This window comes from Prauserella sp. PE36 (genome assembly GCF_003311655.1).
Taxonomy (GTDB): domain Bacteria; phylum Actinomycetota; class Actinomycetes; order Mycobacteriales; family Pseudonocardiaceae; genus Prauserella_A; species Prauserella_A endophytica.
Genome location: NZ_QEQT01000071.1, coordinates 57,750 through 82,839, shown reverse-complemented (window position 1 = coordinate 82,839; position 25,090 = coordinate 57,750). Strand labels below are relative to the sequence as shown.

Below are 25,090 nucleotides of genomic sequence, written 5' to 3'. Positions count from 1 at the left end.
GCAGAATGGCGGCCGTGGCAGCCAAGCGCAGTGCGGGAATCCTGCTCTACCGCCGCACTGGCGGCGATCCCGAGGTGCTGCTCGGGCACATGGGCGGGCCGTTCTGGGCGCGCAAGGACGCCGGTGCGTGGACCGTGCCGAAGGGCGAGTACGCCGACGACGAGGAGCCGGTCGCCGCGGCGCGCCGGGAGTTCCTCGAGGAGCTGGGGCTGCCCGCGCCCGACGGTGAGCTCGCGCCGCTCGGAGAGATCCGGCAGTCGGGCGGCAAGGTGGTCACCGTGTGGGCGCTGGAGGGCGATGTCGACCCGTCGGCCGTCGTGCCGGGCACGTTCGAGCTGGAATGGCCGCCGCGCTCGGGCCGGATGAGGGAGTTCCCCGAGCTGGACCGTGTCGCGTGGTTCCCGCTCGCGGAGGCGGGGGAGAAGCTCGTCAAGGGCCAGCGCGTGTTCCTCGACCGCCTGGCGAACCTGTTCTAGCGTTGGGCCCCTGCAGTGAAGGCCACCATGCCTGCGTTCAACGCAGTGAAGGTGGCCTTCACTGCAGGGCGGCTCCTGGGTCAGGGTTCGTAGCGCGGGCGGCCGTAGGTCTGCTCCAGCTCGCGGATGCAGTCGTCGACGATGGCGTGCATGGCCGGGTCGTCGCTCATGCGGGTCACCGTGTCGAAATACCAGTTCGCCAGCCACATCCCCGCCGCCGTGCCCGCCTCGGCGAAGACGTGCCGGATCACCTGGACGGCGTGGTGGGAGTCGCGCCTGCGGGTGGTGGTGAGCAGCTCCGTCGCCTGGTAGCCGAGGTACGCGTCCCTGTCCAAGATCGGCAGGTTGGCTTCCATGGTACGGCTCCCTCACGGTGGGCGGACACACTGCGGCGGACGAGTACCCGGCCGGGTGAGGCGGCAAACCGCTCGGGTGGGTGTTTTCTCCCGGGCCTCGCGGGTACGCATCCGATCATGACGACGATGCCGGAGAAGACGGAGACCCCGAGCCGCGTGTGTGTGACGGGGCGCCGTCGCCGGCGAATCCTGTTGGGCGGTGGGCGATCCGTCCGCGTCCTCGCGTCGTACCCGGTGTGCAGGGAGATCGGTTTGCACAGCCTCGCCTCGGCGATCGAGTTCGAATGTGCGCGCTGTCACACCTCGTGCGAGGCCACGCTCGTCGGGGTGCTGCACCGGTTGCTGGTGTGCCCGGCGTGCTACTCCGCCCTCGGCGCCCGGCGCCGGTCGCAGGGGACGCGAATTGAGGGCTTTCGGCCCTGCCGTGCCACGCCGCCCGGGGTCAAGCTGTATGCGTTCGCCCGTTAGGGCCGCGGTGAAATGGGTGGATCAAAAGGGGTCCGTCCGCGGCAGGTACCGACCGGTGGCGGGGAAATCGCCGGCTGGTACCGGGGGCGTGCAGCCAGGTGACGGTGTCGTTTCCTGGTATCCGCACGGCCCCAAGTGGAGGTGCGGGCAGCCGGCTAAATGGGGTGTTGGCTGCCCGCACCACTATTTCCCTGTTTCCGGGCGCGGAGCCTCCGGTGGGCGGCCATCCGCACCGGCGCGTTGACCGCGCCGTAACCCGCGTAGCCGCGCAGGCGCTGGACGACCTCGAAGAACACGCGCCCGTCCCGGACCTCGGCGGCGCTCGCGATCGCGTCGTCGCTGCGGAAAGCCCCGTGCTGCGGTGACGGCACGCGCTTGGCCCACTGCCCCGGCGCTGGCGTGCGACGTCGGGCGCGGTCCGCACCCGCTTCGCCTCGTCGGTCACCGCCCGGCTGCGCACCAGCCCGAACGGCGCGGCGAACTCCGTCGTCCGCTCGGGATCGAGTTCCAGCACGGAGCGGTAGAACAGGGCGGCGGCTAGGGTGAGCAGACACTCACTCCAGGGGGAGGGCCGATGGGCACGCGCGAGGACATCATCGCGGCCGCGGCGCGGATCATGCGCGACGAGGGCTACGCCCGCGCGACGACCAAGGAGATCGCGCGAGCGGCAGGCTACTCGGAAGCCGCGCTGTACAAGCACTTCCACGACAAGACCGAGATTTTCCTGACCGTGCTCATCGAGCGCCTGCCCGGGCTGGTGCCGCTGCTCGCGGGCCTGCCGGAGCGGGTTGGCGAGCGCGCCGTGCGCGACAATCTCGTCGACGTCGCGCGGACCGCGATCGAGTTCTATGCCGAGAGCTTCCCGGTCTCGGCGTCGGTGTTCTCCTCGCGGCAACTGCTCGCCGCGCACCGGGAACGGCTTCGCGAGGTGGCTCCCGGCTCCGGGCCCGGCAGGCCCCTGACGGAGCTGGCCGCCTACCTGCGCGCGGAGCGCGACAGCGGCCGGGTCCCTGCCGCCGTCGACCCGGACGCCGCTGCGGCTCTGTTGCTCGGCGCCTGTTTCCAGCAGGCGTTCCTGCTCGCCTTCGCGGACGAGCGGCCGGAAGGGGACTCGCTGGACGCTCTGGCCGGGGAACTGGTGGGCACTCTCGTCGCGGGATGGTGACCCGGGCCTTGTCACCCTTGTCCCCAGGCCGCGCAGGGCGTTACGTTCGCTTGGTTAGGTGAAACAAGCGTTGTAAAAACCGGGGAACTGATGCCGTCAGCGCCCCGATCGGCACGTGAAGCTCCTCCTCCATCCCTGAGCCCGTCAGCCTTGGCGCGAAAGGGGGTTCTGCTTCGGCGGCTGGCCGTCGCCGTCGGCGCCGTGGGCGGGGAACCACAGCACGAACGTGCTTCCCGCGCCGCGCCCGGAGAACACGGCGACCCGGCCGCCGTGCGACTCCACGATCTGGCGCACGATCGCCAGACCGAGGCCGGTGTGCCGATCCCGCCGCCCGCCGGGCCGGTCCTGCTCGCCGCGCCAGAACCGGTCGAACACGCGCGCCTGGTCCTGGCTGGCGATGCCAGGGCCGTGGTCGGCGACCGCGAGCCACAGCCACGCGCCCGCCCGGCCGCAGCCGACCGTGATCTCGCCGTCGGCGGGGGAGAGGCGCACCGCGTTGGACAGCAGGTTGCCCGCCGCCCTGCGCAGCGCGTCGTGGTCGCCGATCACGGTGAGCCCGTCGCGCAGCACGTAGGACAGCCGCAGGCCGCGCTCGCTCGCGAGCACGGCGAACTCCTCACCCGCCTCGCGGGCGACGGCGGCAAGGTCCACGTCGGTGTCGGCGAGCGCGTCGGTGTCCCGCCGCGCCGTCGCGAGCAGGTCCTCCACGAGGCGGGACATGCGCTCGGCGGCGCGGTCGATCGCCCGCACCGCGCGGGCACGTTCCTCCTCGGTCGCCTCCGGCGTCTTCAGCGACGCGTCCAGGTGCGCGCGCATGATCGCCAGCGGGCTGCGCAGCTCGTGGGACGCGTCGTCGATCAGCTGTCGCTGCGCGGAGAACGCGGCGTCGAGCCGGTCGAGCATCGAGTCGATCGTGTCGGAAAGCTCCCGAAGCTCGTCGCGCGGTCCCTCCAGCCGGATCCGCCGAGACAGGTCACTGGCCTGGATCTCCTGCGCCGTGTGGGCGATCGAGCGCGCGGGCCGCAGCGCACGGCCGGAGAGCACCCAGCCGATGCCGAGGCTCAGCACGAACAGCCCGCCGACGGCGGCCGCCGAGTAGTTCCGCATCGCCTCGAGCGTCCGCAGGTTCACCTCCGACTCGATCTCCTCGACGGCGGCGACCTCCATCGTGCCCACCTGCACCTCGCTGCCGTCGGCCTTGCGCTTGACCAGTTCGGCCTCGTAGCGCTCGGTGATCGGCTTGGGGTCGGTGCTGCGTTCCACGGCGACGTAGATCGCCAGCAGCCCCGCTCCCGCGAGCACGAAGAGCAGGGTCGAGTACAGCACCGTCAACCGGAACCGGATCGAGCGCGGGAAGGCGGGCAACTGCGGCATCAGGACTCCTTCAGGCGGTACCCCCGGCCCACGATCGTCTCGATGATCGAGTGCTCGTCACCGTTGCCGATCTTGCGCCGCAGCGTGCCGACGGTGACTCGCACGGTGTGGGTGAAAGGGTCGATGTTCTCGTCCCACACGTGCTCCAGCAGTTCCTCCGTGGACACGACGTGACCGGGCCGGGTCATGAGGTACTCGAGCACCGCGAACTCCTTGGGGGACAGGGAAAGGGTGCGCTCGCCACGCCACGCGCGGTGCCGCGCGGTGTCGATGCGCAGCTCGCCGACGCTGAGCACGGCGGTGACCCCGCGCGTCTCCCTGCGCAGCAGCGCCCGCACCCTGGCGAGCAGCTCGTCGAGCGCGAACGGCTTCACCACGTAGTCGTCGGCCCCGTCGTCGAGACCCCGCACACGGTCGGCGAGCGCGCCGCGCGCGGTGAGCATGAGCACGCGCAGGTCGCCGCCGCCGGCCACGGGCAGCGCGCCGTCGCGGATCGCCCGGCACAGCGAGAAACCGTCGCCGTCGGGCAGCGCGAGGTCGAGCAGCAGCAGGTCGTAGGCGTTGACCGGGAGCCGTTCGGTGGCCTGCGCGACGGTCGCGGCGTGGTCCACCGCGTACCCGGCGCGCTGCAACCCGAGCACCACGGCCTCGGCCAGGTCCTCCTCGTCCTCCACGAGCAGCAGCCGCATCGCCGCTCACCCGCCCGCGATCAGGCGCTCGGCGACGTCGGCCGCCCGGTCGACGGGGATGGCGAAGCCGATGCCGATGCTGCCGCCGCCGTCGTCGGTCGCGATCGCCGTGTTCACGCCGATCACCTCGCCGCGCGCGTTGACGAGCGGGCCGCCGGAGTTGCCGGGGTTGATCGAGGCGTCGGTCTGCACGGCGGTCTGGGCTGTGCCGCCGAGGCGGACCTCCCGCTCGACGGCGCTGACGATCCCGGAGGTGACCGTTCCGGACAGCCCGAGCGGGGAGCCCACCGCGAGCACCCGCTCGCCCACCTGGACGTCGGCGGAGCGGCCGAGCGGCAGCGCCCGCAGTGCCGCGCTGGGTTCGATCCGCAGCACGGCGATGTCGTTGCGCGGGTCGCGGCCCACCACGTCGGCGCGCACCCGCCTGCCGTCGGAGCCGATGACGCTCACCGAGCTCGCGCCCGACACGATGTGGTCGTTGGTGAGCACGTGCACGCGGTCGTCGAGCACGAAGCCCGAACCCCCGGCCACCCCGCCGCCGGTTGGCGCCGAGATGGAGACCACGCCCGCGCGAACGCGCTCGGCGACGCCGACCAGCCCGGCCGTGGAGTCGGGGGCCGGTTCGGCGCGCGGGAACGTCACCTCGCCGTCGTCCGGGGCCGCCGCGCGCCCGGCGAGCGCTCCCGTGCCGGCCGAGAGCGCGGCCACGAGCAGCCCCGCGCCGAACAGCCGGGGCCATCGGCTGCTCGTGCGCTCCGGTGCCGGGGGCGGCGGGGCGAACGGCCGCCGCGGCTCGGGCGGGGGTGGCGGTTGTTCCGGCGGGGGCAGGAACCGCGGCCCGCGCGGTTGGCCGAGTCCGGTCGGTCGCAGGGTCACTGTGTGCTCCTCATGGGATCCGGGAGAACCAGAGCATCGACGTGCCGGCCGTGGCGAGCGCGGCGAGCAGGCCGAAGCCGATGAACCGGCTGGAGGCGTCGCGTTCCTCGGTGCGGTAGCCCACCGACGAGCCGATGTCGCCGTAGACGTCGCGCAGCTCGGTGGCCGTGGCCGCCTCGTGGTAGGAGCCGCCGGTCTGCTCGGCGACCATGCGCAGGGTCTCGCCGTCGACCGGGACGTCCTGCCACTGCCCGCTGATCTCCACCTCGCCGTCCTCGGTGCCCACCGAGATCGTGTCGACGGGGATGTCGGCGGCCCCGGCGTCGGCGGCCATGTCCTCGGGCGAGCGGCCCGCGGTGTTGGCGCCGTCGGAGAGCAGCACGATCCTGGCGGGCGGCGGCTCCGTCACGGCCTGCGCGTCGAGGCCGCGCACGGCGTCCAGTGACGCCGCGATGGCCTCGCCGATGGCCGTGCCCGCCGTGCCGGTGGCGCCGACGTCGAGCCGGTCGAGCCCGGCGTGGAGCGCGTCGCGGTCGGTGACAGGCGGCACCAGCACCGTGGCGTTGCCCGCGAAGGCGACGAGCCCGACGTTGAACTCCTCGGGCAGCCCGTTCACGAACTCCGCCGCCGCGTCGCGGGCCGCGGCGAGCCGGTCGGGCGGGACGTCGGCGGCCCGCATGGACAGCGACACGTCCACCGCCACGAGCACGGTCGCCCGCTCCCTCGGCACCCGCACCTCGTCCACTGGCTGCGCGAAGCCGACCACGAGCAGCCCCAGCATCGCCAGGAACAGACCGGCGGGGACGTGGCGGCGCCAGCCGGGGCGCGCGGGAGCGACCCGTTCGAGCAGCGGCAGGTTGGTGAACCGCATCGCATAGCGGCTGCGGCGGCGTTGCAGCAGCACGTAGGCGACGAGCAGGGCCGCCACACCGAGCAGCAGCCAGAGCCGTTCCGGTGACAGGAAGCTCATGGCGCACCCGCTCTGCCCCTGGCGGCGAGCGCGAGCCGCCGGTGCGCGAGCACATGCCTGCCGAGATCGGCCACCCAGTCGCGGTCGGTGCGCAGCGCCACGTGCGCCACGCCCGCGCGGCGCAGCGTGTCCCGCACGCGGTGGCGCTGCGCGGCGGCGGCCTCGGCGAAGCGTTCCCGCAGCCGCCTGCTGCCGGTGGGGATCTCCGCGCGGCGGCCCGTCTCCGGGTCGACGACGCTCAGCAGGCCGACGTCGGGCAGCTCCAGCTCGCGTGGGTCGGTGACCTCCACGGCGAGCACCTGATGCCGCAGGCCGAGCCTGCGCAGCGGGACACCCCAGTCGCCGTCGTCGAGGAAGTCCGACACCACGACGACGAGCCCGCGCCTGCGCAGTGAGCGGTCGAGTCCCCGCAGCGCGCTCGCCAGCGCGACCGCGCCCTCGGTGGCCCTCGGCGCGGCGAGCATCGCGTTCAGCACCGCGAGCAGGTGGGTCCGGCCCGCACGGGGCGGGAACCGCCGCACCCCGTGCGGGCCGAGCAGGTCGGCGCCGAGCCGGTTGCCCGCACCGGCGGTGAGGAAGCCGACCGCGCCGACGGCGGCCACGGCCAGCTCGCGTTTCTCCAGCTCGACGGTGCCGAAGTCCATGCTCGCGGTGGCGTCGGCGAGCACGTGCACCGACAGCTCGCGCTCGGCGACGGTGTCGCGCACGTGCGGGGTGCCCGTTCGTGCCGTCACCGCCCAGTCGATGCGGCGGACCTCGTCCTCGCCGGGCCGGTACTCCCTGCTGCCCGCGGGTTCGGTGCCCGCGCCGGGCAGGAACCCGGAGTGCTGCCCGCGCAGCAGGCCGTCGAGGCGCCGCGTGACGGTGAGCTCCAGCCGCCGCAGGCGGTGGTGCGGGACGAGCCCGCCGACCGGGGGACTCATGCGACCTCCGCCTGTGCCGGTGCCACCTGCGGCACGGGAAGGGTCGTGACGATCCGCCGCACCACGTCCTCGGCGGCGACGCCGTCGGCGAGCGCGTCGAACGACAGCACCAGCCGATGGGCGAGCACGTCCACGGCGAGCTCCTGGATGTCGCCGGGCAGCACGTAATCGCGGCCGCGGAGCAGCGCGAGCGCCCTCGCCGCGGCGACGAGCCCGAGTGTGGCCCGCGGGCTGGCCCCGAAGGCCAGCACCGGGGCCAGCTCCGGCAGCCCCGCCTGCTCCGGCTTGCGGGTGGCCATCACCAGCCGCACGACGTACTCGGCGAGCGCGTGGTGCACGTAGACGTCGCGTGCCTGTTCCTGCAGCCGCAGCACGGTCTCCGGGTCGAGCACGCGCCTCGCCACCGGCCTGCGGGTGCCCATCCGGTAGAGGATGCCGAGCTCGTCGAGCTCGCTCGGGTAGTCGACGAACACCTTCATCAGGAACCGGTCCCGCTGCGCCTCCGGCAGCGCGTAGACGCCCTCGGACTCCACCGGGTTCTGGGTGGCGAGCACGAGGAACGGCTCGGGAACGGGATGGCTGGCTTCGCCGATGGACACCTGCCGGTCGGCCATCGACTCCAGCAGCGCCGACTGTACGCGCGCAGGCGCCCGGTTGATCTCGTCGGCGACCACGACGTTGGCCATGATCGGCCCCAGCTCGACGTCGAAACGCTCCTTCGAGGCGCGGTAGATCCGCGTGCCCACGATGTCCGAGGGCACCAGGTCGGGCGTGAACTGGATGCGCGAGAACGTGCCGCCCGCGGCCTTCGCGAGGGTCTGCGCGGCCAGGGTCTTCGCCACGCCCGGCATGCCCTCGAGCAGGCAGTGGCCGTCGGCGAGCAGCGCGATGACGAGCCGCTCCACCAGACGGTCCTGCCCGACGATCATCCGTTTCACCTCGAACAGCGTCTGTTCGAGCTGGTCGCTCACAGTTCCTGCTCCGGCGAGGACTGCCCGCTGCCGGACGGGCAGTCCTCGCCGTCGTTCGGCTGCGATTCCTGCACGATCCGCACGGTCGGCTCCTCCGCGGAGCCCGGCGTGTCGGCCAGCGCGACACCGCCCGCGATCGCCGCCGCCGAGGCTCCCGCGATCGCGAGCCCGGCGAGTGTCCTGATTCGCATGGTGATTTCCCCTTTCGCGTTTTCCTGCGCGAGGAGTCCATCCGAACAGAACGGGGCGAAAGGCACCGTAAGCAAAGCGAGTGTGAAATCGCCCGTGAATCAGTAGCGCGTGCCTTCGGGCGCAGGAAGCGCGTCCAGTTCCGCGAGATCGGTCTCGGTCAGCGTCAGTTCGGCCGCGGCCGCGTTCTCCTCGAGCCGCGAACGCCTGCGGGTGCCCGGAATGGGCACCACGTGCTCACCCTGCGCGAGGGTCCAGGCCAGAGCGACCTGTGCCGCCGTCGCGCCGTACCGCGCGGCCACGGCCTCGACCCGCTCCACGATGGCGAGGTTGGCGCGGAGGTTCTCCTCCTGGAAACGCGGCAGCTTCGCGCGGAAATCGTCGTGCGCGAACGCGGCTTCGCGGAACCGGCCGGTCAGGAAACCGCGGCCCAGCGGGGAGAACGGCACGAACGCGGCGTCGTTGCGGACGCACCACGGCAGCGTGGTGGCGAGATGCTCGCGGGTCCACAGCGACAGTTCCGACTGCACGGCCCTGATCGGGTGCACCGCCTGGGCACGGTCGAGTTGCTCGACGGTGAACTCCGAGACGCCGAGCGCGAGCACCTTGCCCTGCGCGACCATCTCCGCCATTGCGCCGATGCTGTCCTCCACCGGCACCTCGGGGTCGGGGCGATGCAGGTAGTACAGGTCGACGTGGTCGAAGCCGAGCCGCCGCAGCGAGCCGTCGATGGCCTGGCGCAGATGTTCGGGCCGCCCGTCCTGCGCCGGCATCGCCTGCGCACCGTCTTCGGTGAGCCGGACGACGTTGCCACCCTTCGTGGCGAGCACGACGTCGTCACGCCTGCCCTTGAGCGCCGCGCCGACCACTTCCTCGTTCGTGAACGGCCCGTACATGTCGGCCGTGTCGACGAAGTTCACGCCGAGCTCCAGTGCCCTGCCGATCACCTCGTCCGGGCTCTCGGCGTCGGTCGTGCCGCCGTACGCCCACGTCATGCCCATGCAACCGAGGCCGATCGCCCCCACCTCGGGACCGTCCTGCCACAGCCGTCGCGTTCGCTTCAACATGGCGGCGACGCTAGGACCTTGAGCGCGCTCCAGCGCAAGCCCTGGTCTGGCGTGCTCATGCGGCGGACGCGGATCGCGGACGAGCCCTGGTCCACAGTAGAGCGTCTCGTATAACGACCTATACGGCTCGGCTTTATTGAGCCGACGGTGGTCCGTGCCGCTCCGCCGGCTTCCACACGCCCGGGTCGGGCGAGGACGGCGGTGGCGGTCCCATCGGCGCGGGGAAGCCGTAGCGCGGTGTCACCGGCTCGGCTCGCGTCTTCGGTATGCGCAGGGCGAGGACCGTGCCCGCGATGGCGAGCACGAGCGCGCCCGCCAGCAGCCACGTGCCGAGTCCGATGCTCGTGCTCGTGTCCACCTGGAAGGGGCCCCGGCCGTTCTCGGTGGAGCGGAACGTGTCGATCCAGCTCAGCACCTGCATGAACACGACCCAGCCCGCGCCGGTGAGGAAGGCCGCGCCGATGGCGGCGACCAGCCCGGCGGCGCGGCGCGAGACGGCCAGCAGTGTCAGCACCGCGGCCCCGGCCAGTAACCCGGCGGCGACGGAGAGCGGCAGTCCGTTCGAGGGCACCCCGCCCTCCTGCTGCGGGGCGTCGGTGTCCACGCCCCACGCCGTGATCGACAGCTCGAAGCCTGCCTGGCCCGGCGACGAGATCCGGCCGGTGAACAGCGGCTGGAACGACGCGAACGCCGTGAGTCCCGCGGCGAGCACGAGCAACACGGCGGCGACGAGACCGAGCGAGCCACGCGGCTGCCCGCCCGTGCCCGGCCTGGCTCCCGTCGGGTCGGGCGCGGGCGGTCGCGGGCTGGACATCGGTCCATGGTCCCACCGCGACCGCCCAGGCAATACCCCCGAACGCGAGGAGAACGCCTGCCGAACCCCGGGCTCAGGCGGTCAGGCGCTGACCCGTCTCCGGGTTGAACGTGTGCGCGGCGTCCGGATCGCGCAGCGTGACCCGGATGGTGTCGCCGAACGACGGCGTGTTCTGGGTCTCCGTGCGGACGATGAAGCGCTCGTGCGTCCCGCCGACGGCGACCTGGCCGTAGACGTAGGCGTCCGAGCCGAGCACCTCGACCAGCTCCACCTTCAGCTCCAGCGCGGGCTCACCGGCGTCCGCGGGGCGCAGGCCTTCCGGCCGGATGCCGACGGTCACCTCGCTCAGTTCGCTCGCCTCCCGGCCGCTCAGCAGGTCGCGCGCGATCGGCACGGTCAGGCCGTCGAGCTTCGCGCCCTCCGCGGTGAGCGGCACGGTGGTCAGGTTCATCGCGGGGGAGCCGATGAAACCGGCGACGAACACGTTGCCGGGCCGGTCGTACAGCGCGCGGGGCGTGTCGCACTGCTGCAGCACGCCGTTCTTCAGCACCGCGACCCGGTGGCCCATGGTCATGGCCTCGATCTGGTCGTGGGTCACGTACACCGTGGTGGTGCCCAGCCTGCTCTGCAGCGCGGTGATGTTGGCGCGCGTCTCAACGCGCAGCTTGGCGTCCAGATTGGACAGTGGCTCGTCCATGAGGAACACGGCGGGCTCGCGGACGATCGCGCGGCCCATCGCCACGCGCTGCCGCTGGCCGCCGGAGAGCGCCTTCGGCTTGCGGTCGAGGTAGTCGGTGAGGTCGAGCAGGCGCGCCGCCTCCTTGACGCGCTCGGCGATCTCGGCCTTGCTGATGCGCTTGATCTTCAGCGCGAAGCCCATGTTCTCCGCGACGGTCATGTGCGGGTACAGCGCGTAGGACTGGAACACCATCGCGATGTCGCGGTTCTTCGGCGACACCTCGGTGACGTCGCGGCCGCCGATGGTGATGGCGCCCTCGTCGACGTCCTCCAGCCCCGCCAGCATGCGCAGCGCGGTGGACTTGCCCGAGCCCGACGGGCCGACGAGCACCAGGAACTCGCCGTCGGCGATGTCGAGGGACAACCTGTCGACGGCCCGGACCGGGGGGTTGCCGGAGAAGATGCGGGACGCTTCGCGGAAGGACACATCAGCCATGCGCACTGTCTAGCCGATCGTGGTTCGCGACCGCTAGAGTTCGATAGTCTAGTAGACGAACTAATTATCCAAGGAGCCGCAGTTGGAGCGCGACGCGCCGGTACGCCCGGTCCAGCAGCACCGGCACAACCTCGCGCTGGTCACCCGGCTGGCGGCGCGCCTCGGCCCGGTGTCGAGGGCGCGGCTGGCACAGGAGAGCGGGCTGACGAAGTCCACGGTCACCCAGCTGACGGGCGAGCTGCTCGACGGAGGGTTGCTGCGCGAGATCGGCACCGGCCGCTCCGGCGGCCCGGGCCGCCCCGCCAACCTGCTCGTGCTCAACTCGCTGGGGCCGGCCGGGATCGGCCTGCAGATCGAAGCCGACCACGTCGCGGGCTGCCTGCTCGACCTCACCGGCCGCGTCCGCGACCGCGCGCTGCGCCGCGCCGACGACCTGCGCGGCGACCCGCTCCGCGCGGTCAAGGCTGCCGAGCCGGTGCTGCGGCGGCTGCTGAACACCGCCAACAGCACCGACAACGTCGTCGCCGGGGTCGCGGTGGGCCTGCCGGGGCGCATCAGGGACGCGACGGTGGTCCGCGCCGAAAGCCTGGGCTGGACGGAGACGAACCTGCCGTGGCTGCTCGGCGACCGGCTCACGGCCCTGGGCGCAGGCGGCATCCCGGTGACGGTCGCGGGCAGCCACCAGCTCGCGGCCCGCGCCGAGCGCTGGTTCGACGGCGAGGACGGCGACGTGCTGGTCTACGTGGGCGGGGAGGACGGCCTCGGCGCGGGCGTCCTCGTCGGCGGCGAGGTGCACGCGGGGGCTCGCGGAGCCGCGGGCGAGCTGGGCCACGTGCGCGTCGGCGGGGCGGAGGAGCCGTGTGTGTGCGGCGGGCGCGGCTGCCTCGACACGGTGGCGGGGCAGAGCGCGCTGCTACGGGCCGCCGGGCTGGACGGCCCGGCGAGGTCGCGGCTGGCGGGTGGGGAGAGCGGGCTCGCGAGGCTGGTCCGCTCCGGCGAGCCGAGGGCGCTGTCGGCGACCCGTCGGGCGGCCGCCGCGCTCGGTGAGGTCCTCGGCGGGCTGGTGCCCGCGCTCGACCCGGAGGTTGTGGTGCTGGGCGGGCACTTCCCGGCGCTGGGCGAGGACTTCCTCGGCGCGGTGGAGGCGGCGCTGCGCGCCCGCTGTCCCGGCAGCGCGACCCGCGTGCGTGCCTCCCGCCTTCCCCCCGACGTGGTGGCCAGGGCCGCCGCCACCACGGTCACCGATGCCCTCATCGAGAACCCCGCCGCCTGGTTCGCCGAGTAGCCCGGACCGCAGTGAAGGCCACCATGCCTGCGCTGGCCCGTCTCCCTCCACCACCCAGTCGGAGGCGCTGCGCGCCGCTGAGTCTGATTCCACGCAGTGAAGGTGGCCTTCACTGCGGTCGGCGGGCTGCCAGGATGGGGGCGTCTCGGGGGAGTGAGCGGGAATCGGCCAGCAATGTCACGTTCAACCTTGCCCGTCAGATACCGATGGTGATGAGTTTCGTCTCGAGGAACTCGTCGAGGCCCTGCCTGCCGCCCTCCCGGCCCAGCCCGCTGTGCTTCACCCCGCCGAAGGGCGCCTCTGGTGCGGAGAGCCTGGTGTCGTTGACGCCGACCATTCCCGCCTCGATCCCCTCCGCGACCCGGAACGCGCGGCCCAGATCACGTGTGTACACATAGGACGCCAAGCCGTAGGGCGTCGCGTTGGCCGCCGCTACGACCTCGTCCTCACCGGAGAAGGTCAGCAGACCCGCCACGGGGCCGAAGGTCTCCTCGGTGGCGATGAGCATGGAAGAATCCACATGGGACAACACCGTGGGTTCGTAGAAGGCGCCGCCGTCGTACTCTCCGCCGGTGAGCCGCCGTCCGCCTGTCTCGAGCCGCGCGCCGCGATCCAGCGCGTCGGCGACGTGCCGTTCGACCTTCGCGAGCGCCGCGTGGTCGACGAGTGGGCCGACTTGCGCTTCCGGCGCGAGGCCGTTGCCGACGTGGAGCGAGCGGACCGACCGCGTCAACCGCGCCGTGACGGCCTCAGCGACGGATTCGTGCACGAAAACGCGGTTCGGTGACACGCAGGTCTGCCCGGCGTTGCGGAACTTCACGGCCGCGAGCGCCGCGACCGCTAGGTCGAGGTCGGCGTCGTCGAAGATGACGAACGGCGCGTTGCCGCCGAGTTCGAGCGACAGTTTCTTCACCGTCCCCGCGGCCTGGCGCATCAGCAGCATGCCCGTGGCCGTGGATCCCGTGAAGCTCACCGCGCGGACGCGGTCGTCGCCGAGCAGCACACCGCCGATCGACGCGGGGTCGCCGGTGACGACGTTGACGGCGCCAGGTGGTAGCCCGGCCTCGGTGAAGGCCTCGGCGACCGCGAGCGCGCTCAGCGGGGTCTGCTCGGCAGGCTTGACCACCACCGCGCAGGCCGCGGCGAGTGCGGCGCCCGCCTTGCGAGCCACCATGGACACCGGCACGTTCCACGGCGTGATCGCGGCGGCGACGCCGATGGGCTGGCGCACGGTGAGCAGGCGGCGGTCGGGCAGTGGGTCGGGGATCCACTCGCCGTAGACGCGCCTGGCCTCTTCGGCGTACCAGTCGAGAAGTTCGGCGGCGGCAAGCACCTCGGCCCGTGCGGCGCCGATCGGTTTCCCCTGCTCCGAGGTGATCAGGCGAGCGATGTCGGCGACGCGTGCCCGCAGCACGCCGCCCGTCCGGCGCAGCGCGGCGGCGCGTTCGGTCACCGGTGTAGCGCGCCAGCCGGGGAACGCGGCGGCGGCCGCGGCCACAGCGTGTTCCGCGTCGCGCTCGTCACCCAGCGGCACCTCGCCCACCGGTTCCCCGGTGGCGGGATTGGCTCGGGTGTACGTCTTACCGCTTGCCGCCTCCACCCATTCGCCCGCGATCAGCATCCTCGCCGCCACCGCAACTCCTCCTTCAGTTCACTCGAGTCACTATATGACTATTGACGTCAGATTATGAAGAGTCAATGCTTGTCATCCTCCACCGAGAGGAGTCGACATGGCACAAGAGCCAACCGCGGCGGCGAGCGGCCGCCTGGGGCGAGCGGAACTGCGGGTGGTGTCGGAACCGGGGATCACCGTGCGCGTCCGCGCGGTGCTCCCCGACATCGTGACCGGCAGGCCGGTGGTGCTCGTGCACGGCGCACGGGCGGATGGGATCGCGGCGTTCGACCTGCCGGTGCCGGGCGGATCGCTCGCCGAGGACCTGGCCGGTGCCGGCCATGCCGTCTACGTGCTGGACGTGCGCGGGTTCGGCGCGTCGACCCGCCCGGCGGCGATGACGGGGCCGCCCGGCGATTCGCCACCGCTGGTGCGAGCGTCCGAGGCCGCCACCGACATCGCCGCGGTCGCGGGGGAGGTCGCCGCGCGGCATGGAACGCCGGTGGCACTGCTCGGCTGGGCTACGGGCAGCGTGTGGGCCGGACTCGTGGCGGTCCAGCACCCCGCACTGGTGTCACATCTGGTACTCCACAACACGCTGTACGGAGGCACGGACGGGCATCCCACGATGGGCCGCGGTTCCCGCCTCGCCGATCCCGGCCGGCCCGGCCGGTTCGCGGCGGCGGCGGTCGGCGGCTACCGGCTCAGCACCGGCGCCGATCTGCTCGGCGGCTGGGACCGGACCATTCCCGCGGCCGATCCGGATGGCTGGCGTGATCCGGCGATCGCCGAGGCCTACGTCAGTGCGGCGCTGGCGGGCGATCCGACGAGCCACACCCGGCGCCCGCCGAGCAGCCGGTCCCCGGCCGGGCCGCTCGCGGACGCCTTCCTGCTCGCCACGGGCGGCTCGCTGTGGAACGCCTCCGAGCTGCGGTGCCACGTGCTGGCGAGCCGGGCCGCGCACGACTTCCTCTCCCGGCCGGAGGATCTCGCGGCCCTGGTACGCGACCTGCGCAACGCACGGTCGGTCGAGGTCCTCGAGCTGCCCCAGGGCACCCATTTCGTGCACCTGGAGCGCCCTGAGCGCGGCCGCGCCGCGTTCGTCGCCGCCGTCCTGACCCTGCTGGCCGCGCCATGAAGCCCCACGTCGCGTTTCTCGACACCTACGACACCGAGGTGCGCGCCGTCATCACCACCGCGATGCCCCGTGGGTGGCGGGTGACGTTCCCGGACCAGGCGGACCGCTCGGTCGCGGACGTCTGGTTCGCCGGCTGGACGCCCATCCGGGCAGGTGACATCGCGGCCGCGCCCCGGCTACGGCTCATCCAGAAGCTGGGTGCGGGCGTGGACAACATCGACGTCGCGGCGGCGGAGCGGCACGGCGTCGCGGTGGCGCGGCTCGCCGGGGGAAACGCCGGAGCCGTCGCCGAGCATGCCGTGCTGCTGATGCTCGCCACCTTGCGCGGGCTGATCGAGTTCGACGGCGCGACCAGGGCGGGGCAGTGGCGCAAGGAGCGGGCGCGCGCCGTCACCCGTGGGCTCGCGGGCAAGCAGGTCGGTCTCGTCGGTTTCGGCGCGATCGGGCGGGAGGTGGCGCGCAGGCTTGCCGGTTTCGGCACGACCGTGTGCTACTACGACCCCCGTCGCCCGGGGGCCGAGGTGGAGGCGGAGCTGCGGACGCGGTACTGCCATCTCGACGAGCTTCTTGCCACGAGCGATGTCGTGTCCCTGCACGTGCCGCTCAAACCCGACACGCGGCACCTGCTCGACGGTCCGCGGATCGCGCGGATGAAATCCGGTGCGGTACTCGTCAACACCGCGCGTGGTGGTGTGGTCGACGAGCGCGCCCTCGCGGATGCCCTTCACCGGGGCAGGCTCGCCGGCGCGGGTGTCGACACGTTCGAACCCGAGCCGCCCGCGCCGGATTCGCCGCTGTTGAGCGCTCCGCGTGTCGTCGTCACTCCCCACCAGGCAGGCGCGATCGCCGACAACGTGGTACCGATGCTCCGCCGCGCGGTCGGCAATGTCGCGTCCTTTCTGGACAGTGGCGCCGTGCCCTGCGAAGACGCGGTGTCGATGTGTTGACCAGTACACCACAGCATGGTTCACTAGTTCACACAATGGTTTCCTAAACCATTATATGAATGGAGGAGCGAGTGAGTATCTCTCCGGCCCGAGTCAGGACGTCGCTCGACGAGACAGGGGAAATGCTTGAGCGGCTAGGGTTGCCCGCCGGAAACCGGTACGACCTTCCCGGCTCGCCGCACCGGTTCCCGGACGGTGCGCACTACCGCCGCGAGATTCCCGGCCTGCAGACACCCGAGTCGCTGAAGGCCGCGCTCGAGGAGACCGCCCGCATCGGGCTGACCCTCCACCGCGCCACACACACCATGGGGATCTTCCGCAACACCGACCGCGAGCTGCGCGAGATGGTGGCCATCGCCAAGGAATGGCAGGTCGAGCTGATCATGTCGGTGGGCCCCCGCGCGACCTACGACATCTCCGCGGCCGCCCGTTCCGTTGAGGGTTCCCGGATCGCGTACCGGCTGCGCGGCGGTGACCAGCTCGCGCGCGCGATCGAGGACGTCAAGCGTGCCGTCGGCTTCGGCGTGCGCGGCATCATGGTCTACGACGAGGGCCTGCTGTGCGTTGTCGACGAGTTGCGCAAGGCCGGTGAGCTGCCCGCGAACCTGCACATCAAGGTCAGCGGCCACTGTGGACACGGCAACCCCGCCTCGGTCCGGTTGCTGGAGCGGCTGGGCGCCGACACCATCAACCCGGTTCGCGACCTGGACGCGCCGATGTGGGCCGCGCTGCGGCAGGCCACGACGCTGCCCATGGACATGTCCACAGAGAGCCCCCAGTCCTCCGGTGGCTTCCTGCGTGACTACGACGTCGCCGAGATCGTCCGCGTGGCCGCGCCCATCCATTGCAAGTCCGGTGGCTTCGAGCAGGCGACGCACGCGTTCCAGTCGACCGCCGAGGACGCGAAGCGCTACGCCACCCGGGTCGAGCTGGTCAACCGAATGATCGAGACCTACTTCCCCGAGGCGGTCTGCTCCAAGCAGGGCCCGGCCGACCTGGCGATTCCGGAGTGACCGGCAGTGGACGGACAGCGCGCACTCGCCGGCATGCGGGTCGCCGACTTCACCAGGGTGGTCGCAGGCCCCTACGCGACGATGCTGCTCGGCGATCTCGGTGCTGACGTCGTCAAGGTGGAGCGGCCCGGTACCGGCGACGACTGCCGGGGGTGGGGGCCACCGTTCAAGGACGGGGAGAGCACCTACTTCCTCGCGGTGAATCGCAACAAGCGCAGCGTCGAGCTGGACCTGAAGAGCGAGGAGGGGCGCAGGCTCGCCCGTGAGCTCGTCGCGTCCAGCGATGTCGTGGTGGAAAGTTTCCGCCCCGGCACTATGCGACGGCTGGGGCTGGACTACGAAACGGTGCGTGAGCTGCGGCCGGACGTCGTCTACTGCTCGATCTCCGGCTTCGGCACCGACGGTCCGTACCGGGAGCGGGCGGGGTACGACGTCATGGTGGCGGCGCACGGCGGCCTGATGTCCATCACCGGAACACCGGGCGGCGAGCCGGTCCGCACGGGGGTGGCGCTCGTGGACGTCACCACCGGACTGTTCGCCGCCCAGGGCATCCTGGCCGCCTTGCTGCACCGGCAGCGCACCGGAGAGGGGCAGCACGTGGAGGTGTCGTTGCTCAGCGCGCAGCTGGCGGCGCTCATCAACGCGGCGAGCGCCTACCTGGTGGCCGGGCACGTCACGGGTCCGCAGGGCAGCGGGCACGACTCGATCGTTCCGTACCAGGCGTTCCGTGCCAGGGACGGCTACGTCGTGGTGGGTGCCGCCAACGACCGGCTGTTTCGGCTCCTGGCCGAGACGATCGGGTGCCCCGAGCTGGCCGGCGACCCCCGGTTCCGGACGAACGCCGACCGGGTCGCGCACCGGGACGAGCTCGTGGCGCTGCTACAGGACCGTCTGTCCACAGAAGACGCCACGTACTGGGAGGACGTGCTCTGGCGCGCGGGCGTGGCTGTCGCCCGTGTCCGGACGCTCGACGAGGTCTTCGATGACCAGGAGGTGGCCGCGTCGGGGCAGGTGGTCACCGTCGACCACCCCCGGCTGGGTGCGGTTCCGCTCGTCGGTCCCGCCGTACGGCTGTCCCGGACGCCGGCGGCGGTGACGCTGCCGCCGCCACTGCTCGGCGAGCACACCACCGAGGTGCTCGCCGAACTGAAGCTGGGCACCAACCGAGCTCGGTGAAAACGTGTCAGCATCATCCGACTGATCACGTGGCAGGTCTTGAGGGCAAAGGAGCCTCTCATGAATCGAGGCCGGGTGGCGTGGCGCTGGCTGCTGCGGCGGCTCGGGGCCACCGTACTGACCCTGCTCATTGTCTCGGTCATCGTATTCGCTTTCACCCAGGCGTTGCCGGGTGATCCGGCACTCGTCCACGCCGGGGCCGACGCGTCCCCGGAACGGGTCGAGCAGGTACGGGAGGAGCTCGGTCTCGACCGGCCTTTGCCCGTCCAGTACCTGAGCTACATCGGGGACGTGGTGACCGGCGACTTCGGAGTGTCGGCGAGGGACGGCAGGCCGGTGCTGGACCTGATCGCGGAGCGGTTACCGGCCACGCTGGAACTCGCGATACTGAGCCTGCTGGTGGCGGTGCTCATCGCGGTCCCCGCGGGGATCTTCGCGGCGAAGGGCAGCGGCAGGCTGTCCGGGGTGCTGACCTCGGCGCTGACGCTGACCGGTTTGTCCGTACCGGCGTTCTGGTTCGCGATCATGCTGATCTACGTCTTCGCGGTTCAGCTCCAGTGGTTCAACGCCGGTGGGTACGTGCCGTTGACCGTTGACTGGCAGGCGAACCTCGCGTTGATGGCGTTGCCCGTCGTGGCGACGGGGTTCCGGCGCTCCGCGGAGATCGCCCGGTTCGTGCGCTCCGCGGTACTCGACGTGTCCACGGCGGACTACGTCCGCGTGGCCGAGGCGAAGGGACTGACGGGGCGGCGGATCATGCGCAGGCACATCCTGCCGAACTCGATGATCCCCGTGGTCACGGTCACCGGTCTGCAGATGGCGGAGATGCTCGGTGGTCTCGTTCTCACCGAGACCGTGTTCGGGATCCCAGGTATCGGCAGGCTCATCGTGGACAGCATCTTCGCGCGGGACTTCGTCGTCGTGCAGGGCTGCCTGCTGACGGCGGCGGTCCTGGTCGTGGTGGTCAACACGCTGGTCGATCTGCTCTACACCCGTCTCGATCCCCGGATCACGCTGGAGGCCGCCGGTGTCTAGCACAGTCAACCTCGGTGCCGCCGCGGTGGCGCGTCCGCGCCGGGCGGGGCTGGCGCGCCGCCTGCTGCGCAACCCCTCGGTCGTCATCGGCGGGCTCGTGGTCCTGCTGCTCGTCGCCGGGGCGGCGCTCGCGCCGCTGGTGGCGGTGGCGCCCGACGCGGTCGACGCCACCGCGGCCGGCCAGGGTCCGTCGGCGGCGCACCCGTTCGGCACCGATCCCCTCGGCCGGGACCTGTTCTCCCGGATCCTGCACGGCGCGCGGGTCTCCCTGTTCGCCGGGCTGATCGCGGTGGCGCTGAGCGCGCTCATCGGGATCCCGGTGGGCGCGGTGGCCGCGTACGCGCAGTCCCGGCTGGTCAGGGGCGGCATCCTGCGCGTCGTCGACGCGCTGCAGGCGTTCCCGTTTCTCATCCTCGCGCTCGCGGCGGCAGCGGTGCTCGGGCCGGGCACGGTCAACGCCGCCGTGGCCATCGGTATCGCCTTCGTCCCGCATTTCGTGCGGATCGCCCGTGCGCAGGTGCTGAGTCAGCTGGGCATGGAATACGTCGAGGCCGCCCGCGTGCTGCGGCTGCCCTCGGGACGCATCGTGATCCGGCACATCCTGCCGAACGCGGTGAGCCCGCTGCTCGTGCAGGCCAGCCTGGCCTGCGGGGTGGCCATCGTGACGGAGGCGGGTCTGAGTTTCCTCGGGCTCGGAACGCAGCCGCCGACGCCGAGCTGGGGCGCCGAGCTCCGCGCGGCGCAGGGCTACCTGCTGACGGACATCAACTACGCCTTCTGGCCTGGCCTGGCCATTTCACTGGCCGTGCTCGGCTTCAACCTGCTCGGCGACGGGCTCCGCGACGTCTTCGACCCGCGGCGTCGCTCGGCCTGACCGCCCGGACGGACAAGGAGAAGTGCCATGCGATCGAGAATTGCGCGCCCGGCCTTCGCGGCTCTCGCCGCGGCCGCGCTGCTGGCGGTGACAGGCTGCCAGGTGGACGTCGACACCGCGGGCGGCCCCCCGTCCGGGGACGACAGCACGCTGACCGTCGCGATCGACCGGTCCATCGACTCGCTCGACCCGCACGAGTCCGGGTCTTCGGGCGACCGGCACGTGCTGGCCAACATCTTCGACCGGCTGGTGGAAACCGATGTGGACGGTGGCTTCGTACCAGGGCTCGCGACCTCGTGGGAGGTGTCCGCGGACGAGCTCTCCTACACGTTCCGTCTGCGGGAGGGCGTCACCTTCCACAACGGCGAGGCGTTCGACGCCGACGCCGTGGCCGCGAACATCGAACGGATGCGCGACCTCGCGCGCTCGGACGAGATCGCCACCATCTCGTCGGTGGACGTCGTCGATCCACTGACGGTCCGGTTCCGGCTGAGCGAGCCGTTCGGCGGGCTGCTGGCGACACTGGCCGACCGGGCCGGGATGATGGTCGCGCCCGAGGCGGCGCGGGACCGGGCGGCGTTCGCGGCACATCCCGTGGGCACCGGGCCGTTCGAGTTCGCCTCGCAGACCACGGGCGACAGCGTCACGCTCACGCGCAACGAGGACTACTGGACGCCCGGCACGCCCACGGTCGACCGGGTCGTTTTCCGGATCATCCCGGACACCGACGCCAAGGTCGCCCGGCTACTGGCCGGTGAGCTCGACCTCGTCGACACCGTAAGCCCCCAGTCGGTTCCGCGGATCGAGAACAACGACTCGCTCCGGCTGTCCACAAGGGAGCTGACGTTCAACATCCGGGTCTACTTCAACAGCGGCCGGGCACCGTTCGACGACGTGCGCCTGCGGCGCGCGGTAGCGGCCGCCATCGACCGCACCGAGGCGGCCAGGGTGGCCAACGGCGAGTACGCCGTGCCCGCACCCGGTCCGTTCCCCGGAGTCGGCCAGGTGCCGCAGGCCGATCCGGACACCGCCCGGCGCCTCGCCGCCGAGGCCGGCGTAGCCCCGCGCTTCTCGATGCTGGTCAACGCCGACGACCCCGCGCAGTCCCGGCTGGCGCAGACGTTGCAGAGTCAGCTCGCCCAGGCCGGCATCACGATGGAGATCGACGCCAGGGAGTACGGGGCGATGCTGTCCCAGTACCGGTCTCTCGACTACGACGCGATCCTGCTGACCAACAGCGGCCTGCCCACGCTCGGGGAGAGCTACTACCGCAACTTCCACCCTGACGGCAGCGCCTACGAGTCCGGCTTCGCCGACGAGACCGTGCACGAGCACCTCGCGGCCTTGCGGGCGAACTCGGACGAGGCACGCGGGCCCGAGCTGGAACGCCGGCTCGCCGACGACTTCGCCCGCGAAGTGCCGCAGGTGACGCTGTTCTTCTTCACCGATCTCAAGGCGGTCAGCCAGCGAGTGCAGGGCTTCCAGCACTATGCCGACGGCGTGCTGCGCCTGGCGAAGGTGGGGCGGGCATGAGCGTGGTCGATTCCAGGGCGGCCGGTGGGCCGCGGTCGGCGCAGGGGGACGGCGGACCGGTGCTGCGGGTCAGGGACCTGCGGGTCGGCTTCACCGGGAACGGGGCCGAGGTAGTGGCCGCCGGCGGGCTCGACTTCGAGGTCCGCCCCGGGGAGACACTCGGCATCGTCGGCGAGTCCGGCTCCGGCAAGAGCGCCACGGTCGCGGCCGTCATGGGGTTGCTTCCGGGCACCGCCAGCGTGCGGGCCGGGGAGATCAGCCTGCTCGGCGAGGACCTGCTGCGCGTGAGCCCGCGACGGCTGCGCCAGCTGCGCGGCAACGACGTGGCGATGGTGTTCCAGGACCCCATGACCTCACTGGACCCGGTGATGACCATCGGCGACCAGATCGGGGAGGCGATCACCGCACACCAGCACGACCTGTCGAAGGCGCGGGTCCGTGAGCGGGCGGCGGAGCTGTTGTCCCTGGTCGGGGTGTCGAGTCCCGAGCGCCGTCTCGACCAGTACCCGCACGAGTTCTCCGGCGGGATGCGCCAGCGCGTCGTCATCGCGATGGCCATCGCGAACGACCCGCGCCTGCTGATCGCCGACGAGCCGACGACCGCGCTCGACGTGACCGTGCAGGCGCAAGTCCTGGAGGCGCTGCGGGCCGCGCGGGACGCGACCGGTGCCGCGACGATCCTCATCACGCACGACCTCGGCGTGGTCGCGGAGATGGCCGACCGGCTCGTGGTGATGTACGCGGGCCGGATCGTCGAGCACGGACCTGTGCGGGAGGTGCTGCGCGATCCGCGGCACCCATATACCCGGGGCCTGCTCGACGGGCTGCCCCGCCTGGACCGGCGCGTCGCGCGGCTGCGGCCGATCCCAGGTCAGCCGCCCGACCTGGCGGCGATCCCGGGCGCCTGCGCGTTCCATGAGCGTTGTGCGCTGTCGCAGGACCGGGCGCGGTGCCGGGAGGAGCGCCCTGCGCTGCGGGTGACGGCGACCGGCCGCGAGTCGGCCTGCCACTTCGCGGAGGAGGTCGCCGGCGCGGGGGCCGAGCCGGACGAGCCCCGCACGGCCGGCACGCCGGGGCCGGTCGTGCTGGAGGTGCGCGACCTCGTCAAGCGGTTCCCCGATCGCCGCAGCGGCCGCGGCGAGGTCAGTGCCGTGGACGGCGTCTCCTTCGCGCTGCGGGCAGGCGAGACACTCGGCGTGGTCGGTGAGTCCGGCTGCGGCAAGTCGACGGTCGGCAGGGCGATCGTCCGCTTGCTCGAGCCCAGCGGCGGCCGGATCGTCTTCCACGGAACCGACCTCACGGCCGCGAACAGGCGAGCACTGCGTGCCGCGGCCAGGGGCCTGCAACTGGTGTTCCAGGACCCCTTCGCGTCTCTGAACCCGCGCATGACGGTGCGTCAGGTGCTCGCCGAGCCGCTCAGGGTCCACCGGCTGGTGACCGGCGACCGGATCGCCGCGCGCGTCACCGAACTCATGGATCTGGTCCGGCTGAATCCCGAGCACGCCGACCGTTATCCGCACGAGTTCTCCGGCGGGCAGCGGCAGCGGGTCGCCGTCGCGCGGGCACTCGCGATGGAACCGTCCGTACTGGTGCTGGACGAACCGGTGTCGGCCCTCGACGTGTCCATCCAGGCACAGGTGCTCAACATGCTCGACCGCGTTCAGCGGGAACTGGGGCTGGCGTACGTGTTCATCTCCCACGACCTCAGCGTGGTGCGGCACCTGTGCGACCGGATCGCCGTCATGTACCTCGGCCGCATCGTGGAGCTCGCTGACAACGGCGAGCTCTACGAACGGCCCGCACATCCGTACACGCAGGCACTGCTGTCGGCGGTGCCGGTGCCCGATCCGGATCAGGCCCGGCGGCGCGACCGGATCATCCTGCGCGGCGCGCCCCCGAGTCCGGCCGCCCCGCCGTCCGGCTGCCGGTTCCGGACCCGCTGCTGGCGCGCCGAGCAGCGGTGCGCCGACGAGACCCCGCCGCTCGTGCCGCACGGCACCGTGGCCCACCCCGTGGCGTGCCACTTCGCCGATGGTGGCGCGCCGGCGTTCGTCCCGACCGACGACGTAGCCGAGAAAGGGAACCTGTGATGCTGCGACCGGAAGACTTCACCGACGTCCGCTATGAGAGCGCGAGCGGGCTCGCCTGGATCACGATCGACCGTCCGGAACGACTCAACTCGTTCCGCGGCCGGACGCTGGACGAGCTCGTCGCGGCGTTCAAGCTGGCCTGGGCGGACCGGTCGGTCGGCGTGGTCGCCTTGACCGGCGCGGGTGAGAAGGCGTTCTGCGCGGGCGGTGACCAGAAGCAGCGCGCGGAGTCCGGCGACTACGGGCCGAGCGAGACGGGTCTTTTCGAACTGGAGACGCTGCAGCGGCTGATCCGGGACATCCCGAAGCCCGTGATCGCCGCCGTCAACGGTGTCGCCGTTGGTGGCGGCCATGTGCTGCACGTGCTCTGCGACCTGAGCATCGCGGCCGAGCATGCCACGTTCGGCCAGGCCGGTCCCCGGGTCGGCTCGTTCGACGCTGGCTTCGGCACCACGCTGCTCGCCAGGGCAGTGGGGGAGAAACGGGCGAGGGAGCTGTGGCTGCTCTGCCGGCGTTATGACGCCGAGACCGCCTACCGGTGGGGTCTCGTGAACGCGGTGGTCCCCGGGGACCGGCTGCGCGCGGAGGTGCGCAGCTGGGCGGACGAGATCCTCGCGCTCAGCCCGACCGCGCTCGGTTACGTCAAGCACGCGTTCAACGCCGACACCGGGGGCGTCACGGCGCTGTCGTCGCTGTCGTTCGACACACTGCACCTGTTCGAGGGCACGGACGAAGCACGGGAGGGCCTGGCAGGCCTGCTGGCCAAGAGGGCGCCTGACTTCGGGCGCTACCGGACGTGAGCTCGCGCCCACAGCGGGCCCTATGATGGGCGCACGAACGAAGGGGGTGCCCTGGTCAAGGTCAAGACGGGCGAG

General features: G+C 72.0%; 25 protein-coding genes. 12 read left to right on the top strand and 13 right to left on the bottom strand.

The window, feature by feature from the left end; all coding sequences use genetic code 11:
• Nucleotides 1-14: 14 nt before the first annotated feature.
• Nucleotides 15-476: an NUDIX domain-containing protein gene (locus DI005_RS19310; protein ID WP_113643032.1), complete on the top strand. Its 462-nt coding sequence runs from the start codon at nucleotides 15-17 to the stop codon at nucleotides 474-476.
• 80 nt (nucleotides 477-556) lie between these two features.
• Here DI005_RS19310 and DI005_RS19305 read toward each other — a convergent pair whose 3' ends face one another.
• Nucleotides 557-832, bottom strand: a complete 276-nt coding sequence (locus DI005_RS19305) for a hypothetical protein (RefSeq protein ID WP_113643012.1) — start codon at nucleotides 830-832, stop codon at nucleotides 557-559.
• Between the two features lie 623 nt (nucleotides 833-1,455).
• Nucleotides 1,456-1,671: a hypothetical protein gene (locus DI005_RS39720; protein WP_112274265.1), complete on the bottom strand. Its 216-nt coding sequence runs from the start codon at nucleotides 1,669-1,671 to the stop codon at nucleotides 1,456-1,458.
• A 203-nt stretch (nucleotides 1,672-1,874) separates the two neighbouring features.
• Between DI005_RS39720 and DI005_RS19290 the strand changes: the two genes are divergently transcribed.
• Nucleotides 1,875-2,465 carry a TetR/AcrR family transcriptional regulator gene (locus tag DI005_RS19290; RefSeq protein WP_112274263.1) on the top strand — a complete coding sequence of 197 codons (591 nt, stop codon included), beginning with the start codon at nucleotides 1,875-1,877 and terminating at the stop codon, nucleotides 2,463-2,465.
• Nucleotides 2,466-2,609: 144 nt separating this feature from the next.
• Here DI005_RS19290 and DI005_RS19285 read toward each other — a convergent pair whose 3' ends face one another.
• The 10 genes from DI005_RS19285 to DI005_RS19240 form a co-directional block, all read right to left on the bottom strand.
• Nucleotides 2,610-3,839 carry a cell wall metabolism sensor histidine kinase WalK gene (locus tag DI005_RS19285; RefSeq protein WP_113643011.1) on the bottom strand — a complete coding sequence of 410 codons (1,230 nt, stop codon included), beginning with the start codon at nucleotides 3,837-3,839 and terminating at the stop codon, nucleotides 2,610-2,612.
• A complete protein-coding gene (locus tag DI005_RS19280) occupies nucleotides 3,839-4,528 on the bottom strand; it encodes a response regulator transcription factor (protein WP_112274259.1) in 690 nt (229 codons plus the stop codon). Before DI005_RS19280 ends, DI005_RS19285 begins: the two co-directional genes overlap by 1 nt.
• Nucleotides 4,529-4,534: 6 nt before the next feature.
• Complete coding sequence (locus DI005_RS19275; RefSeq protein WP_113643010.1) at nucleotides 4,535-5,404, bottom strand: S1C family serine protease; 870 nt, start codon at nucleotides 5,402-5,404, stop codon at nucleotides 4,535-4,537.
• Nucleotides 5,405-5,414: 10 nt separating this feature from the next.
• Complete coding sequence (locus DI005_RS19270) at nucleotides 5,415-6,374, bottom strand: VWA domain-containing protein (protein WP_113643009.1); 960 nt, start codon at nucleotides 6,372-6,374, stop codon at nucleotides 5,415-5,417.
• Complete coding sequence (locus tag DI005_RS19265; RefSeq protein WP_113643008.1) at nucleotides 6,371-7,297, bottom strand: DUF58 domain-containing protein; 927 nt, start codon at nucleotides 7,295-7,297, stop codon at nucleotides 6,371-6,373. The genes DI005_RS19270 and DI005_RS19265 overlap by 4 nt, the downstream gene beginning before the upstream one ends.
• The gene (locus DI005_RS19260) at nucleotides 7,294-8,226 is read right to left on the bottom strand and encodes a MoxR family ATPase (protein WP_112274836.1); all 933 of its coding nucleotides are present in this window, start codon (nucleotides 8,224-8,226) and stop codon (nucleotides 7,294-7,296) included. The genes DI005_RS19265 and DI005_RS19260 overlap by 4 nt, the downstream gene beginning before the upstream one ends.
• 38 nt (nucleotides 8,227-8,264) lie before the next feature.
• The gene (locus DI005_RS19255; protein ID WP_113643007.1) at nucleotides 8,265-8,459 is read right to left on the bottom strand and encodes a hypothetical protein; all 195 of its coding nucleotides are present in this window, start codon (nucleotides 8,457-8,459) and stop codon (nucleotides 8,265-8,267) included.
• A gap of 99 nt (nucleotides 8,460-8,558) precedes the next feature.
• Entirely contained in the window at nucleotides 8,559-9,524 is a 966-nt protein-coding gene (locus tag DI005_RS19250; RefSeq protein WP_113643006.1) for an aldo/keto reductase, read from the bottom strand.
• 133 nt (nucleotides 9,525-9,657) lie between these two features.
• Nucleotides 9,658-10,338: a hypothetical protein gene (locus tag DI005_RS19245; protein WP_112274247.1), complete on the bottom strand. Its 681-nt coding sequence runs from the start codon at nucleotides 10,336-10,338 to the stop codon at nucleotides 9,658-9,660.
• A 73-nt stretch (nucleotides 10,339-10,411) separates the two neighbouring features.
• Nucleotides 10,412-11,512 (bottom strand): ABC transporter ATP-binding protein, encoded by a 1,101-nt coding sequence (locus tag DI005_RS19240; RefSeq protein WP_112274245.1) that lies wholly within the window; start codon nucleotides 11,510-11,512, stop codon nucleotides 10,412-10,414.
• 82 nt (nucleotides 11,513-11,594) lie between these two features.
• Between DI005_RS19240 and DI005_RS19235 the strand changes: the two genes are divergently transcribed.
• Nucleotides 11,595-12,797 carry an ROK family protein gene (locus DI005_RS19235; RefSeq protein ID WP_113643005.1) on the top strand — a complete coding sequence of 401 codons (1,203 nt, stop codon included), beginning with the start codon at nucleotides 11,595-11,597 and terminating at the stop codon, nucleotides 12,795-12,797.
• 196 nt (nucleotides 12,798-12,993) lie between these two features.
• Here the strand turns inward: DI005_RS19235 and DI005_RS19230 are convergent, their stop codons facing one another.
• Entirely contained in the window at nucleotides 12,994-14,430 is a 1,437-nt protein-coding gene (locus tag DI005_RS19230) for an NAD-dependent succinate-semialdehyde dehydrogenase (RefSeq protein WP_233520203.1), read from the bottom strand.
• A gap of 97 nt (nucleotides 14,431-14,527) precedes the next feature.
• Here DI005_RS19230 and DI005_RS19225 point away from each other — a divergent pair, with 97 nt between their 5' ends.
• The 9 genes from DI005_RS19225 (at nucleotide 14,528) to DI005_RS19185 (ending at nucleotide 25,015) form a co-directional block, all read left to right on the top strand.
• Nucleotides 14,528-15,547, top strand: coding sequence for an alpha/beta fold hydrolase (locus tag DI005_RS19225; RefSeq protein WP_112274241.1), 1,020 nt, complete (start codon nucleotides 14,528-14,530; stop codon nucleotides 15,545-15,547).
• Complete coding sequence (locus DI005_RS19220) at nucleotides 15,544-16,494, top strand: 2-hydroxyacid dehydrogenase (protein ID WP_113643004.1); 951 nt, start codon at nucleotides 15,544-15,546, stop codon at nucleotides 16,492-16,494. Before DI005_RS19225 ends, DI005_RS19220 begins: the two co-directional genes overlap by 4 nt.
• A 122-nt stretch (nucleotides 16,495-16,616) precedes the next feature.
• On the top strand, nucleotides 16,617-17,507 hold the full coding sequence (locus DI005_RS19215; RefSeq protein ID WP_199542991.1) for a hypothetical protein: 891 nt from the start codon (nucleotides 16,617-16,619) through the stop codon (nucleotides 17,505-17,507).
• Between the two features lie 6 nt (nucleotides 17,508-17,513).
• Complete coding sequence (locus DI005_RS19210) at nucleotides 17,514-18,683, top strand: CaiB/BaiF CoA-transferase family protein (protein WP_228714001.1); 1,170 nt, start codon at nucleotides 17,514-17,516, stop codon at nucleotides 18,681-18,683.
• Between the two features lie 60 nt (nucleotides 18,684-18,743).
• On the top strand, nucleotides 18,744-19,718 hold the full coding sequence (locus DI005_RS19205) for an ABC transporter permease (protein ID WP_112274233.1): 975 nt from the start codon (nucleotides 18,744-18,746) through the stop codon (nucleotides 19,716-19,718).
• Entirely contained in the window at nucleotides 19,711-20,592 is an 882-nt protein-coding gene (locus DI005_RS19200; protein WP_228714002.1) for an ABC transporter permease, read from the top strand. The genes DI005_RS19205 and DI005_RS19200 overlap by 8 nt, the downstream gene beginning before the upstream one ends.
• Before the next feature lie 27 nt (nucleotides 20,593-20,619).
• Nucleotides 20,620-22,125, top strand: a complete 1,506-nt coding sequence (locus DI005_RS19195; protein ID WP_113643002.1) for an ABC transporter substrate-binding protein — start codon at nucleotides 20,620-20,622, stop codon at nucleotides 22,123-22,125.
• Nucleotides 22,122-24,215 (top strand): ABC transporter ATP-binding protein, encoded by a 2,094-nt coding sequence (locus DI005_RS19190; protein ID WP_113643001.1) that lies wholly within the window; start codon nucleotides 22,122-22,124, stop codon nucleotides 24,213-24,215. The genes DI005_RS19195 and DI005_RS19190 overlap by 4 nt, the downstream gene beginning before the upstream one ends.
• Nucleotides 24,215-25,015 (top strand): enoyl-CoA hydratase-related protein, encoded by an 801-nt coding sequence (locus DI005_RS19185; RefSeq protein ID WP_112274227.1) that lies wholly within the window; start codon nucleotides 24,215-24,217, stop codon nucleotides 25,013-25,015. Before DI005_RS19190 ends, DI005_RS19185 begins: the two co-directional genes overlap by 1 nt.
• The last annotated feature ends 75 nt before the right edge of the window (nucleotides 25,016-25,090 follow it).